The organism is Roseococcus sp. YIM B11640 (assembly GCF_049727625.1).
Taxonomy (GTDB): Bacteria; Pseudomonadota; Alphaproteobacteria; order Acetobacterales; family Acetobacteraceae; genus Roseococcus.
In genome coordinates this window covers 222,599-239,442 of record NZ_JBBJOZ010000002.1, presented here as the reverse complement: position 1 = coordinate 239,442, position 16,844 = coordinate 222,599, and the positions used below count along the sequence as shown (strand labels likewise).

Annotated in this window: 16 protein-coding genes; 9 read left to right on the top strand and 7 right to left on the bottom strand. The window is 69.8% G+C overall.

The annotated features are described in order from the left end of the window. Positions 1 to 5: 5 nt before the first annotated feature. Positions 6 to 2,027 carry a hypothetical protein gene (locus WJM96_RS08575; protein ID WP_424812054.1) on the bottom strand — a complete coding sequence of 674 codons (2,022 nt, stop codon included), beginning with the start codon at positions 2,025 to 2,027 and terminating at the stop codon, positions 6 to 8. 113 nt (positions 2,028 to 2,140) lie between these two features. Here WJM96_RS08575 and WJM96_RS08570 point away from each other — a divergent pair, with 113 nt between their 5' ends. From WJM96_RS08570 to bfr, 4 genes are all read left to right on the top strand, one after another. Continuing rightward, complete coding sequence (locus WJM96_RS08570) at positions 2,141 to 2,926, top strand: HpcH/HpaI aldolase family protein (RefSeq protein ID WP_424812053.1); 786 nt, start codon at positions 2,141 to 2,143, stop codon at positions 2,924 to 2,926. Between the two features lie 96 nt (positions 2,927 to 3,022). Then, complete coding sequence (locus WJM96_RS08565; RefSeq protein ID WP_424812052.1) at positions 3,023 to 4,048, top strand: extracellular solute-binding protein; 1,026 nt, start codon at positions 3,023 to 3,025, stop codon at positions 4,046 to 4,048. A gap of 18 nt (positions 4,049 to 4,066) precedes the next feature. Beyond that, the gene (locus WJM96_RS08560; protein ID WP_424812051.1) at positions 4,067 to 4,246 is read left to right on the top strand and encodes a (2Fe-2S)-binding protein; all 180 of its coding nucleotides are present in this window, start codon (positions 4,067 to 4,069) and stop codon (positions 4,244 to 4,246) included. A 117-nt stretch (positions 4,247 to 4,363) separates the two neighbouring features. Continuing rightward, complete coding sequence (bfr, locus tag WJM96_RS08555) at positions 4,364 to 4,858, top strand: bacterioferritin (protein ID WP_424812050.1); 495 nt, start codon at positions 4,364 to 4,366, stop codon at positions 4,856 to 4,858. A 27-nt stretch (positions 4,859 to 4,885) separates the two neighbouring features. Here bfr and WJM96_RS08550 read toward each other — a convergent pair whose 3' ends face one another. Together WJM96_RS08550 and WJM96_RS08545 are read right to left on the bottom strand one after the other, a co-directional pair. Next, complete coding sequence (locus WJM96_RS08550) at positions 4,886 to 6,541, bottom strand: ABC transporter permease (RefSeq protein ID WP_424812049.1); 1,656 nt, start codon at positions 6,539 to 6,541, stop codon at positions 4,886 to 4,888. Continuing rightward, positions 6,517 to 7,152 (bottom strand): flavin reductase family protein, encoded by a 636-nt coding sequence (locus tag WJM96_RS08545; protein WP_424812048.1) that lies wholly within the window; start codon positions 7,150 to 7,152, stop codon positions 6,517 to 6,519. The genes WJM96_RS08550 and WJM96_RS08545 overlap by 25 nt, the downstream gene beginning before the upstream one ends. 118 nt (positions 7,153 to 7,270) lie before the next feature. On the opposite strand from WJM96_RS08545, the gene WJM96_RS08540 reads away from it, so the two are divergent. Then, on the top strand, positions 7,271 to 9,583 hold the full coding sequence (locus tag WJM96_RS08540; protein ID WP_424812047.1) for a methyl-accepting chemotaxis protein: 2,313 nt from the start codon (positions 7,271 to 7,273) through the stop codon (positions 9,581 to 9,583). A 12-nt stretch (positions 9,584 to 9,595) separates the two neighbouring features. Here WJM96_RS08540 and WJM96_RS08535 read toward each other — a convergent pair whose 3' ends face one another. After that, a complete protein-coding gene (locus WJM96_RS08535) occupies positions 9,596 to 10,315 on the bottom strand; it encodes a DUF1028 domain-containing protein (RefSeq protein ID WP_424812046.1) in 720 nt (239 codons plus the stop codon). 208 nt (positions 10,316 to 10,523) lie between these two features. On the opposite strand from WJM96_RS08535, the gene WJM96_RS08530 reads away from it, so the two are divergent. The 4 genes from WJM96_RS08530 (at position 10,524) to WJM96_RS08515 (ending at position 14,357) form a co-directional block, all read left to right on the top strand. Next, the gene (locus tag WJM96_RS08530; protein WP_424812045.1) at positions 10,524 to 11,492 is read left to right on the top strand and encodes a TRAP transporter substrate-binding protein; all 969 of its coding nucleotides are present in this window, start codon (positions 10,524 to 10,526) and stop codon (positions 11,490 to 11,492) included. 94 nt (positions 11,493 to 11,586) lie between these two features. Continuing rightward, entirely contained in the window at positions 11,587 to 12,570 is a 984-nt protein-coding gene (locus WJM96_RS08525; protein ID WP_424812044.1) for a Bug family tripartite tricarboxylate transporter substrate binding protein, read from the top strand. A 32-nt stretch (positions 12,571 to 12,602) separates the two neighbouring features. Beyond that, entirely contained in the window at positions 12,603 to 13,349 is a 747-nt protein-coding gene (locus WJM96_RS08520) for an NUDIX hydrolase (RefSeq protein ID WP_424812043.1), read from the top strand. Between the two features lie 99 nt (positions 13,350 to 13,448). Further along, a complete protein-coding gene (locus tag WJM96_RS08515) occupies positions 13,449 to 14,357 on the top strand; it encodes a pirin family protein (protein WP_424812042.1) in 909 nt (302 codons plus the stop codon). 24 nt (positions 14,358 to 14,381) lie between these two features. Here the strand turns inward: WJM96_RS08515 and mazG are convergent, their stop codons facing one another. From mazG to WJM96_RS08500, 3 genes are all read right to left on the bottom strand, one after another. Next, positions 14,382 to 15,188 carry a nucleoside triphosphate pyrophosphohydrolase gene (mazG, locus tag WJM96_RS08510; protein ID WP_424812041.1) on the bottom strand — a complete coding sequence of 269 codons (807 nt, stop codon included), beginning with the start codon at positions 15,186 to 15,188 and terminating at the stop codon, positions 14,382 to 14,384. 100 nt (positions 15,189 to 15,288) lie between these two features. Beyond that, complete coding sequence (locus WJM96_RS08505; RefSeq protein WP_424812040.1) at positions 15,289 to 16,077, bottom strand: MBL fold metallo-hydrolase; 789 nt, start codon at positions 16,075 to 16,077, stop codon at positions 15,289 to 15,291. After that, on the bottom strand, positions 16,074 to 16,844 hold the full coding sequence (locus WJM96_RS08500; RefSeq protein WP_424812039.1) for a TatD family hydrolase: 771 nt from the start codon (positions 16,842 to 16,844) through the stop codon (positions 16,074 to 16,076). Before WJM96_RS08500 ends, WJM96_RS08505 begins: the two co-directional genes overlap by 4 nt.

The window sequence follows — 16,844 nt, the reverse complement described above, 5'->3', positions numbered from 1 at the left end:
GGGCGCTAGCCGCTCGTTCGCGTCACCACCTTCTGCGCGGCGTTGCGCCAGGAGGTCCAGGCCTGGTCCGCCGCCGCGCCCGTGCGGCTGGCCTCCAGCGAGGCCGCGTTGAGGGCCTGGCGCGCGCCCTCCTTCTCGGAGCCTGTGCGGTCCTCGAAGGCGCGCCGGGCGCGGGCGAGGGCGGATTCCGCAGCGGCGGCGTTCCGGGCCGCCGTGCGGAAGATGTCCATGAGGCGCCGCGTCTCCGCCATGTCCTGCAGCAGCCCGTCGAGATCGGCGCGGCCGGGCGCATCGGCGGGCAGGCGCTGCAGCAGGTTCCGCAGCACCTCATAGCGGTCGTTGCCGCCGGGCAGGCGGGCGATGTCGCGCTCCAGGTTCAGGTCGCGCCAGATGGGCGGCAGCGGTTCGGGAATGGAGGCGTCCCAGAGGGGGATCGCCTGCTGGAACTCGCGCTCCCACCGCCAGTCGAGACGCGTGGGCTGGCCCTCCAGCATGGCTTCCACGCGCAGGCCGAAATCGCCTTCGGCGATGGGGGTGAAGCGCGGCGTCTCGCCCCGGCGCACGGGCAGGTCCGCCACGAACTTGCCGCGCGTGCCGCGCGGATCGACAGCGAAGCTGACGGTGTGGATGCCGCGCTGGTTTACCACCACGGTCGCGCGGCGCAGCGCGACGCCCAGCGGCTGCGTCTCGCCGGCCTGGGAGGTGGTGTACTGGACGTCGCGGTCGCGCGCGAAGGCGAGCAGCCGTGTCTCGCCGCGCGGCATGCCGAGGATCTGCGCGTCGCCCAGAAAGCCGCCTGCCTCCGAGCCCGCGCTGCCGAAGACGGTCGCCAGGCCGCTAGGCAGGGCGTGCGGCGTCCCGTTGGTCAGGCGCACGGCCTGCAGGGGATGGCGGTCTCCGAGCCCTTGCACCCACCAGACGCGCTCGGCCGGGAGGCGGAGGTCAAGGAAGGGCAGGTTGGCCGTGCCGCCGCTGCCGAGGCTCACCGGCTCGGCCAGGGTGAAGGCCACGCGGCCCAGCGAGGCGGCCGCGACCGCTTCCGTGGCGGCGGGAGCAGCCTCGGCGGCCATGACGGGTGCCGGGGCGCCCGCGGCCATGCGCGCCATCGGGGCGGGGGCGGGCAGGGGCGGCGGAGGCGGCGCGGGGCGCGCGCCCGTATCGGCCAGCGCGTCCACGCGGCCGCTGCCTTCCACCGGGACCTCGCGGCGCGGCAGGTACACGGGCGTGTAGAGCGCCTGGCGCAGCGCCGCCGCCTCGCCCGAGACCAACGAGAGGCGAATGCCCAGCCAATCGGAGCCCGTTCGGTTCTCCACCACCGCCCAGCCCATCAGCCGAGCCTGGCCGCCGGTGGCGCCGAACTCCGGCACGGCGAGGCGCCAGGAGGGCTTCCAGAGCGGCGCGCCGGTCACATAGGTCGCGCCCACCTCGCGGGGCGCGGGATCGCCCGGCCGCAGCACCACGATGATCTGGCGCGTGGACTGCGCGCGCGTGACGGACAGCAGCCGCGCGGCCGTGGCGATCCGCTGGCGCAGCGCGGGGTCGAGGAGCCGCAGTTCCTCCTGGTCCCGCAGCAGCAGGCTTCGCAGCCCCGTATCCGTGATGAGCGAGACGCGCAGCCCGCCCTCGACTTCCGCCGCCTGGACGATCTGGCCGGTGACGCCGTCGATGACCACGCCGTGTCCCCGCAGCGCGTTCAGCAGCGCCGCGCGGGAGGCGAAGTCCTCGGGGCGGACGGGCAGGTTGCGGAACGCCTCGGCCGCATAGTCCTGCGGGGCCATGGTGACGCTGTCGAGCCGCCCGGCCGGATCGGCCACGACGAGCGAGCGCAGGATGTCGTCCACATCGTCCAGCGGCACGTCGAAGGCGACGCCGTTCTCGGTGCCGGGGACCGGCCCCGCGCGCTCGATCTGCGCGACGCCGGCGGAAGAAAGCGTAACTCCACGGATCGGGAGCTCGGCGGCCGAGAGCGAGGTGGTCGCGAGCAGCAGCAGGGCGAGCGGGCGGGCGAGCGGGCGGGCGAGCGTCATCTGGCCTTCCTCCGGTCTGGTTGACCGCATCATGCGCGGCTTGGCGGCAGGATTGCGGCGGATTGACCGCACGGGCCCCGCGTGATGCCCTCCGCGCAACCGGAGGAACACACATGCCTATCGTGAAGAACATCGCCAAGCAGCGCCTGGCGGAGGGTAAGCTCTCGCTCGGCTTCGGCGTGCATCATCTGCGGGGCTCGGCCGTCGGCGCTCTGGGCGCCGCATCGGGCTTCGATTGGCTCTTCATCGACATGGAGCACGGCGCGATGAGCGTGGACGACGCCACGCGCATCGCCATGGCCGCGCTGAACCAGGGCTGCACGCCCATCGTGCGCTGCTGCAAGGACGCGCTGTTCGAAGGCACGCGCTGCCTCGACAACGGCGCCATGGGCGTGGTCGTGCCGCATATCGACACCGCCGAGGAAGCGCAGGCCGTGGTGAATGCCTTCCGCTTCCCGCCGCTCGGCATGCGCAGCTGGGGCGGGCCGCCCATCCAGTACGGCTTCGCCGCGCCGGATGCCGCGACGGCGCAGAAGGAGACCAACGACGAGGTCCTGATCGCCTGCATGATCGAGACCGAGGAGGCGGTCGAGAATGCCGAGGCCATCGCGGCCGTGCCCGGCGTGGACGTGCTGAAGTTCGGCACCAGCGACCTCACGGCCACCATGGGCATCGCCGGGCAGATCGGCCATCCGCGCGTCCGCGCCGCCTACGAGAAGGTCGCGGCGGCCTGCAGGAAGCACGGCAAGGTCATGGGCATGGGCGGCGTCTACGATGAGGTCGTGGCGCGGGACTACATCGCCATGGGTGCCCGCTTCGTCCTGGGCGGGTCCGACCATGTCTTCGTCATGGCTGGCGCCTCCGCCCGGGCGAAGTTTCTCCGCGCGCTGGAAAGTTGAGCGATTCAGTGCAGTTGCGAGGCGCTCGCATCGGATCTTGCGAGCGCCTCGCAATCGCGCTAGTTCTGGCCCGACGCCAGAACCCCATGGGGACCCATGAATCGCCGGGCCTTCCTGACTTCGACCGCCGCCGCCGGCCTTGCCGTGCCGGCCATCGCCCGCGCCCAGGAGCGCGTGGTGAGCCTCTATTCCTCCCGGCACTATGATGCCGACCGGCAGCTTCACTCGGCCTTCACGGATTCCACAGGCATCCGCGTCCGCGTCATCGAAGCCAATGCCGACCAGCTGCTGGAGCGCATCCGCTCCGAGGGCACGAACAGCCCGGCCGATGTCATCATCACGGTCGATGCCAGCCGCCTGGCCCGCGCGGCCGAGCTCGGCCTGACGCAGCCCTACGCCTCGGCCACCATCGACAGCCGCGTGCCGGCCGCGCTGCGCGACCCCGATGGCCAGTGGTTCGCCGCCTCCACCCGGGCCCGCGTGCTGATGTACGACAAGGCCAAGGGCGCGCCGGCCGGCCTCTCGCGCTACGAGGATTTGGCCAAGGAGCAGTTCAGGGGGCAGATCGCCGTTCGCTCCTCCGGCAATGGCTACAACGTCGCGCTGGCATCGAGCTTCCTGGCCGCCAATGGCGCCGAGGCGACCGAGGCCTGGGCCCGCGGCATCGCGGCGAACCTGGCGCGCCCGCCCGCCGGCGGCGACCGCGACCAGATCCGTGCGATGATGGCCGGGCAGGGGACCATCGCGATCTCCAACACCTACTATCTCGGCCTCATGTCCATCTCGAACCAGGCCGAGGAGCGTGAACTCGCGCCGCGCGTCGGGATCATCTTCCCCAACCAGGGCGACCGCGGCACGCATGTGAACGTCTCGGGCGCCGCCCTGGCGAAGAACTCCCCGAACGTCGACAACGCCCGCGTCTTCCTCGAATTCCTCACCACCCCGGCGGCCCAGCGCGTCTTCGCGCTCGGCAACATGGAGTTCCCGGCGGTGGCCGAGGCCGAGGTGCATCCCTTCCTGGCCAGCTATGGCGACTTCAAGAAGGAAGCGCCCGACGGCGCGAAGATGCTCGCCAATGCCCCCGAGGCGCTTCGCCTCATGCAGCGCGCCGGCTGGCGCTAAGGGAGCCGGTACTCACCCATGGTCATTTGCCTTTGCAATGGAATGAGCGATGGGGACGTCCGCGCCGCCGTCTCCAATGGCGCGACGCGTCCCAAGGAAGTGTATGAGGGCTGCAACTGCCAGGCGCAGTGCGGCACCTGCACCGCCGCCATTCTCGGCATCCTGCGGGACCTGCCGGACGGCAAGCCGCAGCGCTGAGACGGGATGCAAACGCGTCTCACTCTAAGTCGCCTTTAAATTCAAGTATTTAGCGCTTGATTTCTCTCCGTGGCATGTGACATTCACCGGCAGCCATCCCTGCCGGAGTGAACCGCCATGCCCAAGGGCGACCCCAAGGTCATCGAATTCCTGAACACCCAGCTCACCAACGAGCTGACGGCGATCAACCAGTATTTCCTCCACGCCCGCATGCTCGACGACTGGGGCGTCACGAAGCTCGCCAAGCACGAGATGGCGGAGAGCATCGAGGAGATGAAGCACGCCGACGAGCTCATCAAGCGCATCCTCTACCTCAACGGCCTGCCCAACGTGCAGCGGCTGAACCACATCCTGATCGGCCAGAACGTGAAGGAGGTCCTGGAATGCGACCTCAAGCTCGAGCTCAAGGCGATCGAGGACCTGCGCGAGGGCATCGCCTATTCCGAGGGCGTGCGGGACTACGTCAGCCGTGACCTGCTCAAGACGATCCTGGCCGACGAGGAGCATCACCAGGACTTCCTGGAGACGCAGTTCGACATGATCGAGCAGATGGGCGTGGCCAACTACATCCAGCTCAACAGCGGCGCCGCCCCCGAGCAGCACGCCGATTGATGTCCGGCGCCGGGCGAGAGCCCGGCGTCACTCCCGCTTCATCGCCCGCGCCAGCACGATCACCGGCAGCAGCCCCACCAGGACGATGAGCAGCGCCGCCGTGCTGGCCTCGGCCAGGCGCTCGTCGGTCGCGAGGTTGTAGACGCGGACGGCCAGGGTATCGAAGTCGAAGGGCCGGACGATGAGTGTCGCCGGCAGCTCCTTCATCGTATCCACGAAGACGAGGATCGCCGCCGTCGCCAGCGCCCCGCGCGAGAGCGGCAGCTCCACCCGCCATGCCACGCCTGCCGGCCCCGCGCCCAGCGACCGGGCGGCGGCGCTCACGGAGGGCTTTAGCCGGGCGATGCCGCTCTCGATCGAGGAGAGCGCGACGCCCAGGAACCGCACCAGATAGGCGAAGACCAGCGCCACGATGGTGCCGGAGAGCAGCAGCCCCGTGCCGAAGCCCAGATGCACGCGCGCCCAGCCATCCAGGGCATTGTCGATCAGGCCGAAGGGCACCAGCGTGCCTACCGCGATCACCGAGCCGGGGATCGCATAGCCCAGCGCCACCGCACGATTTCCCATCCGGGCGAGGGCGCCCGGGTACATCCGCGCCGCCCAGGCCATCCAGGCCGCGAGCAGCACGGCCAGCGCCGCCGTTACCGCCGCCAGCAGCAGCGAATGGGTGAGATAGGGCATATAGCGGTCATGGTCGAACGGGTCGCCGGCTTCGGCCATCAGGCCGAGCAGCGCGCCGGCAGGGACCAGGAAGCCGAGCGCGAGCGGCAGAAGGCAGGCCAGCAGCGCCAGGACGCCCTTGCCCCCAGGCAGCGGCACCGGCCGCAGCGGCGCCTGGCGCGTGCTCATGGGATGGAAGCGCCGGCCGCCGCGCGCCGCCTGCTCCAGCCCGATCAGCAGCGTGATGCAGAGCAGGAGCGCGAGCGCGAGCTGCGAGGCGGCGCCGCGATCGGCCATGGCGAACCAGGCCTCGTAGATTCCGGTGGTAAAGGTGCGGACGCCGAAATGCTGCACGGTCCCGAAATCGGCCAGCGTCTCCATGAGCACCAGCAGCAGCCCGGCCGCCAGCGCCGGCCGCGCGAGTGGCAGTGCCACGTGCCAGAACACGCGCGACAGCGAATGCCCGAGCGTGCGCGATACCTCCACGAGACAGGTGGACTGCGCCAGGAAGGCCGCACGGCACAGCAGGTAGACATAGGGATACAAGACCATGGCGAGCACCATGGCCGCGCCGCCCAGGCTGCGGATCTCGGGCAGCCAGTAATCCCCGTAATGCCAGCCGGTGACGGCGCGCAGGCCGCGTTGCGCGGGTCCGGCCACATCCATCAGCCACACCCAGGCATAGCCGCTGACGTAGGCCGGCATGGCGAGCGGCAGCAGCAGCGCCCACTGCAGCAGGTCGCGCCCGGGGAACCGGCAGGCGGTCACCAGCCACGCCGTGACCGCCCCCGCGCTGCCCGCCATCAGCGCGACCAGCAGGGCGAGGAGCAGGGTATTGCCCAAAAAGTCGGGCAGGGAGCTGCGCCAAATATGCAGCCAGACATCGCCCGCGGGGGTGACGGCGGCGGCGGCGACGGCCAGGATGGGCAGCAGGACGACGCCGGCCGCCAGCAGGGCGAGCCGCGCCCAGGCGGGAGCGCGGCGGTAAGCCGTGGCGCTCAGCCCTTCTTCCTCGCTTCCCAATCGGCGACGGAGATCCGCGGCACTTCGACCCGGTCCGTCGTGCGCGCGTACCAGCCGCGGCCATGCATGCGGCCCACGAGGTCGAGCTTCGGCGTGTCGACGTAGTGCTTCACGGGATCCAGCACGGCCTCATCATGGATGTGCATCGCCAGGATCTTGCCCATGACGATGGTGTGGTGCCCGACGGGGATGAGCTGGAAGGTCTCGCATTCCATGGCGACGGGGCTCTCGCCGATGCGGGGCACCTTGATCTTGGTGGAGGGCACCTGCGTCAGCCCGGCCTCAGAGATCTCGTCCACCTCGGCGGCGAAGTCGGTGGCGGTGACGTTCATCTCCTGGATATGCGAATGCGGCACCAGGCAGACGACGAACTGGCCGGTGGCCTTGATATTGTTCAGCGTGTCCTTCGCGTGGCCCTTCGGATGCGGACCGCAGCCGATGGCGAGTACCGCCGGGTCATCCGTGAAGACGTTGAAGAAGGAGAAGGGGGCCGCGTTCACCACGCCCTTCTCGTCCTGGCTCACGACCCAGGCGATGGGCCGCGGCACCACGCTCGAAACCAGGAGCTTGTAGCGCTCGGAGGCGGGAAGGGCCTCAAAGTCGAAGAGCATGGCGGACCTCTCAGGGTTGGAGGCCGCGAAATTGACGGCGCGGCCCGGACCTGTCGAGAGGGCCTTCACGCCGCCTTAACCCCGCGCCTCTAACCCTCCATCGATCAAGGAGGTCGAGATGCGTTTCTTCAGGGATCTGTCCGTCGGCCGGAAGCTGGCCGCCAGCGCGGGAGTCGCGGTCGTGCTTCTGGCCGCGCTCGTGCTCATCGTCTCGCAGCTGGGCTCCCGCCTGCGGGAGGGACAGGCCGCCGAGCAGCGCGCCGTCGCCGCCCAGTCGAAGATCCGCCAAGTCGGCGGGCTCGTGAGCGAAGCGATCTCTGCCGAGCGCGCCGCCCTCCTGACCAACGACCCGCAGGTGATGGAGCGCGAGACGGCCGCGATGAGCGCGCGGCTCGGCTCCGCCATCCAGGGCATCAGCGAGTTACGCGCCACCGCGGATCAGGCGGCCGTTCCGGCGCTGGAGGCCTATGCCTCCGGGCTTGCCGGGCTGCGGGACAGGCTGGACGAGGTGATCCAGGCGCGCAACGAGCTCATCGCCAGGCGAGATCGGGACTTCTTCCCGCGCTTCTCGGAATTCGACCAGGCGCTTGAATCCATGCTGGCCAACTTGCAGTTCAGCGCCAATGCCGAGCAGCGGGACGAGGTCCGCGACGTGGTGAACACCTATGTCGCCTCGGTTAACGAGGTGCGGCTCGGCATCCAGCGCTTCCTCGCGACGGATGACAGCGCCATCGCCGCCCGGGTGCGCCGGGCCATGGCGCAGGGCAGGGTGCATGCCCGGCGCCTGCAGTCCGTGGCGACAGGCGAATTGCAGCAGGACGGCCAGCGCCTGACCAATGCCGGGCAGACCCTGTCCGAGCATGCCGAGGCCATGATGACGATCGGGGCCCGCATGCAGGAGATCCGGACCGTCGGCATCGCCAATGCCCGGGATGGCATCGCCGCCGCGACAGCCCAGGTCACCGAGATCCTGGCCAGCGATGCGCGCACGGCCTCCGCCTCCGCCGCCGAGGCGATGGACACGATGGAACGCTCCGTGTGGATGATCGGCCTCGCGGTGGTGCTGATGCTGGCGGTTTCGGGCTGGGTGACCGGCCGGGCCATCGGCACGCCGCTGCGCCGGATCGCGGAGGCCGTCCGGCGCATCGCGACCGGCGACACGGCCGAGCCGGTGCCGGACCGCGACCGTCGCGACGAAATCGGCCAGATCGCCATCGCGCTGGAGGAATTGCGCGGCGGCGTGGAGAAGGCCTTCGCGCAGCAGCAGATGCTGGAGCAGATGCCGCTCGGCGTCATGATGGCCGACCCGCGCGACGAATTTCGCATCCGCTACATGAACCCGGAGGCGACCCGCCTCATCGGGATGGTCGAGGATGCCTTGCCGGTGAAGGCGTCGGAGGTGGTGGGCCAGAGCATCGATATCTTCCACGCCCATCCGCAGCACCAGCGCGACATCCTGGCCGACCCCTCGCGGCTGCCCCATCGCGCCCGCTTCCCGCTGGGCCAGGAGGTGATGGACCTGAACGTGACCGCCATCACGGACCGTGCGGGCAATTATGTCGCGCCCATGCTGGTCTGGCGCCTCGCCACCGCGCAGGCGCAGCTCGCCGACAATTTCGAGCGCGAGATCGGCGGCGTGGTCGACGCCGTGGCCGCGTCGGCCGGCCAGATGCAGCAATCCGCCCATATGCTGTCCGGTAGCGCCGCCACCTCGGACCGCGAGGCGGAGGCGGTGGCCGAAGCCTCGGGCCGTGCGGAGATGGACGTCCAGGCGGTCGCGGCCAGCGCGGAGGAACTCGCGGCCAGCGTTGCGGAGATCACGCGCCAGGTCGCGGAGGGCGCGCGCGTCGCCCGCGCGGCGGCTGACGAGGCCAGGGCCACGGACGGCACGGTCCAGGGCCTGGCCCAGGCCGCGACGCGGATCGGCGATGTGGTGCGCCTCATCAGCGACATCGCGGGGCAGACGAACCTGCTGGCGCTCAACGCCACCATCGAAGCGGCGCGGGCTGGGGAGGCCGGGAAGGGCTTCGCCGTGGTGGCGAGCGAGGTGAAGAACCTCGCCGCCCAGACGGCCAAGGCCACGGAGGAGATCGCGGCCCAGATCGGCGGCATCCAGGGCACGACCGAGCAGGCCGTGACCGCCCTCCAGTCGATCAGCGGCACCATCGAGCGCATGAACGAGGTCACGGCAGCCATCGCCGCGGCGGTCGAGGAACAGGGCGCCGCGACGCGGGAGATCGCGCGCAGCGCGGCGCTGGTGGCGGAGGGGACCGGTGCCGTGACGCGCCGGATCCACGACGTGCGCGGCGCGTCCGGCGATACCGGAAGGTCGGCGAGCGAGGTGCTGGAGGCATCCAACGACCTCGCGAACCAGGCCAGCGTCCTTCGGGATCGTGCAGGAAGCTTCCTGCAGCAGGTGCGGGCGCAGTAGCGCCGCGTTCACTCAGCGGCGAAACTTCAGGTCCAGCCCCTGCCGTTGCCAGCGGGCCTCCATCGCGTCGAGGTCCGTGCTGCCGGAGGGGTTGGCCCGGCGCGGCTGAAGTTTCAACGAGGGCGCCCGCTGTTCCCGCCAGAGCTTCAAAAGCCGCTCCAGCTCGTCCAGCGGGACCGCGTGATCGTCCACCCGCAAGTCGATATCGGGGAAGTCCTCATGGGTGATGACCTTGATCGCGGCGGATTGGCGGCCGCGCTTGTCACCGCCCAGCATCTCGCCGGCCTGCAGGGCAGCGAGCATGCGCTCGGGAAAGGGCAGTTCGGAACGGGCGATGAAGCTGGCGGCAGTGTCGGTCACGACTTCCTCGCCCGCCAGCATGTTACCTGCGACCGACCAGCCCCGCCCCGAACGGGAACCGCACCATTCGACGCAGTTCTTGCCGGTCCAGGCCGCACTGCGTCCATGTCGATCGATGGCATGGATCTGGCGCAGGTTCTTCCCGTCGTCGCCAACCAGCGCCCCCTCGATCGCCGCCGCCGGTGAGAGGCCACGCGCCATGGCTTCGAGTACGGCCGGGCCCAGATAGCGGTTGGTGATAGACTGCGTGGAAACCGCCCCCACCCCCGCCCGCACAAAGGGGCAGGAGGCGCCGACCGCCAGCGCGCAGGTCGTAACGGCGACTCCGAAGCTGTCGGTTTCGGGCTCATGCGCGAGCAGCGACCAGGTCACGGCAATCCTCCGGGCTGCGCCGCTCGCGGCGCGGCCAAGCATATTCAGGAACGAAGCCCCGGGAATAGATCGGAGACTCGGCGATAGCCAATGCCACGGAACTTGTTGCGCGACGGAATTCTCTTACGGATAGTTCACTTGGAACGAGGCGCCGGCGAACAAGGCGCTCGCCAGGGATGCGGCTTCACCTTTCGGGAGACCGGTCACGATGCTGCGTATCTTGGTCCTTCTGCTGGCGCTTTTCGCCGTGCCCCAGGCCATGGCCCAGACCCGCTGGGTCATGGCGACCCCCTATGCCGAGAATTTCCACACCCTGAATATCCGGCAGTTCATCTCGGATGTGGAACAGGGCACCCAGGGCCGCCTCACCATCCAGCTGCATAACAACGCAACCCTGCTCCCGATGGGCCAGATCAAGCGCGGGGTTCAGTCCAACCAGGCGCAGCTGGGCGAGGTGCTCCTCTCCGCCTACTCGAACGAGGATCCGTTCTTCGAGGTGGACGGCGTGCCCTTCCTGGCCTGGACCTGGCCGCAGGCGGACGCCCTGAACACGGCGACCGAGCCCTATGTCCGCGCCCGCTTCGAGCGCCAGGGGCTGACGCTCCTCTTCATGGTCCATTGGGACGCGCAGGGCTTCTACACGCGCACGCCCATGACCTCGACGCAGGATCTGCGGGGAACGCGCTTCCGCGCCTATAACAACGTGACGGCCCGCATGGCCGAGCTGATGGGCGCCACGCCCGTCACCGTCCAGGCGGCGGAGGTGAGCCAGGCCTTCGCCACGAACGTCATCCAGTCGATGTTCACCTCGGCCCAGACCGGCAATTCCGTCAGCGTGTGGGACTACACGCGCTACTGGTACAATGTCGGCGGCATGCGGACGCGGAATGCCGTCTTCGCCAATACGCGCGCGCTGATGGCCCTCGACGAGCCGACCCGCGCCGCGGTGCTCGCCGCCGCGGGCCGTGCCGCCACGCGCGGCCGCCAGATGGCCATCGAGGCGGAGACCGTGATGGCCGACCGCCTGCGCCAGCGCGGCATGGAGCTGCCCGAGCCGCCGGAGCGCCTGATGACCGAGCTTCGCGCCATCGGCGAGACCCAGACGCAGGAATGGGTGCAGCGGGCCGGCGCCGAAGGCCAGCAGATGCTGGAGCGCTACCGCGCTGCGCTGCGCTGAGCTTGGCGGGCGGGTGGTGCTTGCATCGCCCGCCCGGACACGGCAAAGCCGAAGACATGGATCCGGGGCCAACCCGGAACAGGAGGATCCAAGAATGCTTCAGGGCAAGGTGGCGCGACGCGCCATTCTGGCCGGAGGCGCGAGCCTGCTCGCGGCTCCGGCGATCGCGCAGAGTTCCTGGCCGGACCGGCCCATCCGCCTGATCGTGCCCTTCGGCGCCGGCGGCGCCATCGACACGTTGAGCCGCACCGTCGCCGCCCGCTTCGCCGAGCATGCCAACGGCCAGACCCTGGTCGTGGAGAACCGACCCGGTGCGGGCGGGGCCATCGCGGGGGCTTTCACGGCGCAGCAGCGGCCGGACGGGCTGACGCTCATGATGGCCGATGTGGGCGCCAACTGCATCGCCAAGGAGATGAACCCCAACCTCGGCTACGACCCGATGACGGCTTTCTCGCCGATCATCCACCTGGTCAGCCTGCCGGGCGGGCTCATCGCGCATCCGGACGTGCCCTACCGGACCGTGCCGGACATCATCGCCGCCGCGAAAGCGCGGCCGGACGGCTTCACCTTCTCCTCGGCGGGGAACGGCAATGGCAGCCACCTTTTCATGGAGCTCTTCCTGAAGAGGGCGGGCATCCGCATGGTCCACGTGCCCTACCGCTCGGGCGCCGAGATGGTGACGGCGCTGGTGCGGGGGGACGCGCAGTTCGGCTTCCCGACCGTCTCCTCGGCCCTCAACATGATCCGCGACAACAAGGCGCGCGCCATCGCGGTGAGCTGGCCGGAGGGCACGCCGACGCTGCCGGGCGTCCCGCCGCTCTCGCGCGACGTGCCCGGCTACAACACCTCCGTCTGGCATGGCGTGGTGGGTCCGGCCGGGATGGATCGCGGCATGGTGCTTCGCATCAACGAGGTCTTCGGCAAGATCGCCGCGATGCCTGAGGTCGCCGAGGCCGTAGCGCGCCAGCAGGCCGGCCGCATGGTGGGCGGCACGCCCGAGGATTTCGCGAGCTTCATCCGCCGCGACTTCGAGACCTGGGCGCCTATCATCCGCGAGGGGAACATCCGGTCGGAGTAGCCGGGTCAGCAGCTCTGGGCTTGAATGTCCGGATGAACACGCCCGCGATTCCCCGCCCCGCCGCGACCATCCTCATGCTGCGCGATGGCGCGGAAGGGCTCGAGGTCATGATGATTTGCCGCGCGCGGGAGGTGGATTTCGCCTCCGGCGCGCTGGTCTTTCCGGGCGGGCGGGTGGAGGAGGCGGACGCCCTGCTGGCGCCACAGGGCGACCCGCTCGGCGCTTTCCGCGTCGCCGCCATCCGCGAGGCCTGGGAGGAGACGGGCCTGCTCCTCGCCGAACCACCCGGCCCGGAGGTCGAAGCCCAGACGCCGTTCCTGGACCACCTGCGCCAGCGCGGGCTGCGGCCGACCCCCGGCGTGCTGACGCCCTATGCCCATTGGATCACCCCGGCACATAGCCCCAAGCGCTTCGACACTCACTTCTTCCTCGCCGAGGCGCCGGAAGGCCAGGTGGCCGTGCATGACGGCTACGAGGCGGTCGAGGCGCTCTGGATTCGCCCCGGCGTGGCGGTGGAGGAGGCCGAGGCCGGCCGCCGCACGCTGGTCTTCGCCACGCGCCTGAACCTTCTGCGCCTCGCCCGGCATCGCACGGTCGCCGAGGTGATGGACGCGGCGCGCAGCATGCCCATCGTGACCGTGACGCCGCAACCGATCCCGGATGAGGAGGGCAATGTCATGCTGCGCATCCCGGAAGAGGCGGGCTATGGCGGCTCGCTCTTCCCGGCCAAGGACCGGCCGGCCAGCGGCGGGCGCTGGCCCGGGCAGCGCGCGAGCTGACGTCCGGCGGCCGAAGGGGCGGTCCGTCGGGCGAGGGCGGGTCATCGCTGCCGCCCTTGGCCCTGGCGTTTCGCGTTCCGCATCCCCATCCTCCGGGCCATGGAACAAGCACCCCTCCCGCCCGAGATCGAAATTGTCCTGCTGCCCCGCGCCCACGATGTGGGCGGCTTCGAGGTGCGCCGGGCATTGCCCGCGAAGGAGCGCCAGATGATCGGCCCCTTCATCTTCTTCGACCAGATGGGCCCTGGCGAGTTCCTGACCGGCAAGGGACTCGACGTCCGGCCGCACCCGCATATCGGTCTCTCGACCGTGACCTATCTATTCGAGGGCGAGGTCTTCCATCGCGACACGCTGGGCAGCGCCCAGGCCATCCGTCCCGGCGCACTGAACTGGATGACGGCCGGACAAGGCATCGCCCATTCCGAGCGCACGGCACAGGAGCTGCGAAGCCACTCCAATCGGCTCTATGGCATCCAGTCCTGGGCGGCGCTGCCCAAGACCCATGAGGAGATGGCGCCCGACTTTGCCCATCACCCAGCCGAATCCCTGCCCATTCTGGAGGATCGGGGCGCGCGGCTGCGGCTGGTCGCGGGTGATGGCTGGGGAGCGAGGGCGCCCTTTGAGACCCCCTGGCCGCTCTTCTACGCCGACCTGGAGCTGGCGCCCGGCGCCTTCTGCCCCATGCCGGACCATCATGAGGAGCGCGGGGCCTATGTCGTCCAGGGGGTGGTCGAGGTCGCGGGCCAGCGCTTCGAGGCCGGCCGCATGCTGGTCTTCCGGCCCGGCGACGGCATCGCCATCAAGGCCCTGCCGGCCGAGGAAGGCGGGCAGGGCGCGCGGCTACTGCTGCTCGGCGGCGCCGTGATGGACGGGCCGCGGCACATCTTCTGGAACTTTGTCTCTTCCAGCCGGGAGCGGATTCAGCAGGCCAAGGATGATTGGGAGGCCCGGAAATTCGGCCTTATCCCGGGCGACGATAAAGAATTTATTCCTTTGCCGCGCCTGTAGGAATTCAGTCCGTTAGGCGAGGATTCACAATCCGCGCCGCTTGGCGGCCGTCCACTCGGCCTCCATCTCCTCCAGCGAGGCATCGGCCGGCGAGCGACCCTGCCTCGCAAGAACGTCTTCTATGGCATTGAACCGACGCTCGAACTTCGTGTTCGCCTGGGAGATGCAGGCCTCGGGGTCCAGCTCCAGCTTCCGGGCCAGGTTCGCCAGGACGAAAAGCAGATCACCGACCTCGTCGGCCAGGCGGGCCGGGTCTGCGGCCGGCAGTTCGGCCCGCAGCTCGGCGGTTTCCTCGGTCAGCTTGTCCAGAACCGCGTCGGCGTCCGGCCAGTCGAAGCCCACGCGGGCAGCGCGCTTGGTCAGCTTCGCAGCGCGGGTCAGGCCGGGCAGGGTGGTCGCCACCCCGGCCAGCACGCCCGTCTCGGCCCGGGCCGCGCGCTCCTTCGTCTTCTGGGCCTCCCAGATCTCCGTGAGCCCGGCGGCGTCCGAGGCCTGGGTCTCACCAAAGACATGAGGATGGCGCCGGATCATCTTGGCCGCAATGGCGGCCGCCACATCCTCGAAGCGGAACCAGCCGCGCTCCTCGGCCATGCGGGAGTGGTAGACGACCTGGAGCAGCAGGTCGCCCAGCTCGTCCATTAGCATCGCGGGCTCCGGGCCGCGCCGGATGGCGTCCGCGACCTCGTAGGCTTCCTCGACCGTAAAGGGCGCGATGGTTCCGAAGTCCTGGACGATGTCCCAGGGGCAGCCGGTGTCGGGGTCGCGCAGCCGCGCCATGACCTCGAGCAGGCGGGGGAGCGAGGGGGCAGGTTCGGTCACGCGTGGCTCCATCCGGTTATCCACATGATAAATTACCGCATAAGATTTATTATGGAAAAAACAGACCTGGGGAAAACCCTGTGAATTCCCCTGTGAATTATGGGGCTCGATCTCAGCCCGGCACCTCGATCACCATTCCATCCACACCCATCTCGACGCCCTTCGGCAGGCGCGCCGTCATGCTGGCGTAGTCCAGCGTGTCGCCCTGGTGGGTCAGGATCGTCCGGCGCGGCCGCAGCTCCGCGACCCAGGCGAGCACCTGGTCCAGATTGGCGTGCACCGCATTCTGGCCGGTGGTCATGCAGCCCACGACCCAGGTATCGAGGCCATGGAGCCGCGCGAAGCTGTCGGGCGGGAAACGCAGCACGTCGGTCGTGTAGGCGAAGTTCCCGATCCGCAGCCCCAGGGTCCGCATGACGACATGGTCCTGGTCGAAGAGCTCCGCCTGGATGGAGCCCACCTGGATCGCCTGGCCGGGCGTCACGCGATGGCTGACCAGCGCCGGCCGGAAGATGCCCCTGGTGATCGGCAGGAAGGCATAGCCGAAGCGGGCCTCGACCTCGCTCAGGGTCGCCTCGGTCCCGAAGACCGGAAGCTCGTGGCCCAGGGCGCGGTTCACGGCGCGCAGCTCGTCGATCCCGGCGATGTGGTCGGCATGGGCGTGGGTCAGCAGCAAGGCGTCCACCCGCGCGATGCGCGCGGCCAGCATCTGGGCCCGGAAATCCGGCCCGCAATCCACCAGCAGCCGCGGGCCGTCCGCGGCCTCGATCACCGCGGAGCTTCTCTGGCGCCTGTTGCGCGCCTCCGCCGGGTCGCATTGCCCCCAGACGCCGAGGCCGTCCGGGCCGCCGATGGCCGGTACGCCCTGGGACGGACCGGTTCCCAGCAGCGTGATCTTCATGCCGCTTTGGCGAAGAGCCGGTGGAAGTTGGCGGTCGTGATCTCGCCGATCCGCTCCAGGCTCACGCCCCGGCAGTCGGCGAGGACCTTCGCCGTATGCGCCGTATAGGCGGGCTCGCATCGCTTCCCTCGGAGCGGTACGGGCGCGAGGTAGGGCGAATCCGTCTCCAGCAGCAGCCTGTCCTCCGGGAGCCGGGCCGCGACTTCGCGCAGTTCCAGCGACTTCGGGAAGGTCAGGATACCCGAGAAGGAGACATAGCCCCCCATCTCGATGGCCCGGTCCGCCAGCCAGGGCGTGGAGCTGAAGCAGTGGAGGAGGAAGGCGAACTCGCCCCCTTCCCGCTCCTCGGCCAGGATCCGCGCGATGTCGGTATCGGCCTCGCGCGCGTGGATGGCGAGCGGCAGGCCGCTCTGGCGCGCCGCACGGATGTGCCGGCGGAAGCCCTCCTGCTGCACGTCGCGCGGCGCCTTGTCGTAGAAGTAGTCGAGGCCGCTCTCACCGATGCCGATGACGCGCGGATGCTGCGCCAGCGCGACCAGCTCCTCGACCGTCGGCATGGTGCCCTCGGCCGCGCGGTGCGGATGCACGCCGACAGTGCCCCAGACCTGGGGGAACTTGTCCACGAGGCGATAGACGGCCTCGGCCTGCGGGACCGAGGTTCCGATGGTGACCATCCGCTCCACGCCCGCCTCGGCGGCGCGGGAGAGAATCTCCTCGACCTCGGTGTCGCTGAAATAGTCGAGATGGCAGTGGCTATCGACGATCAC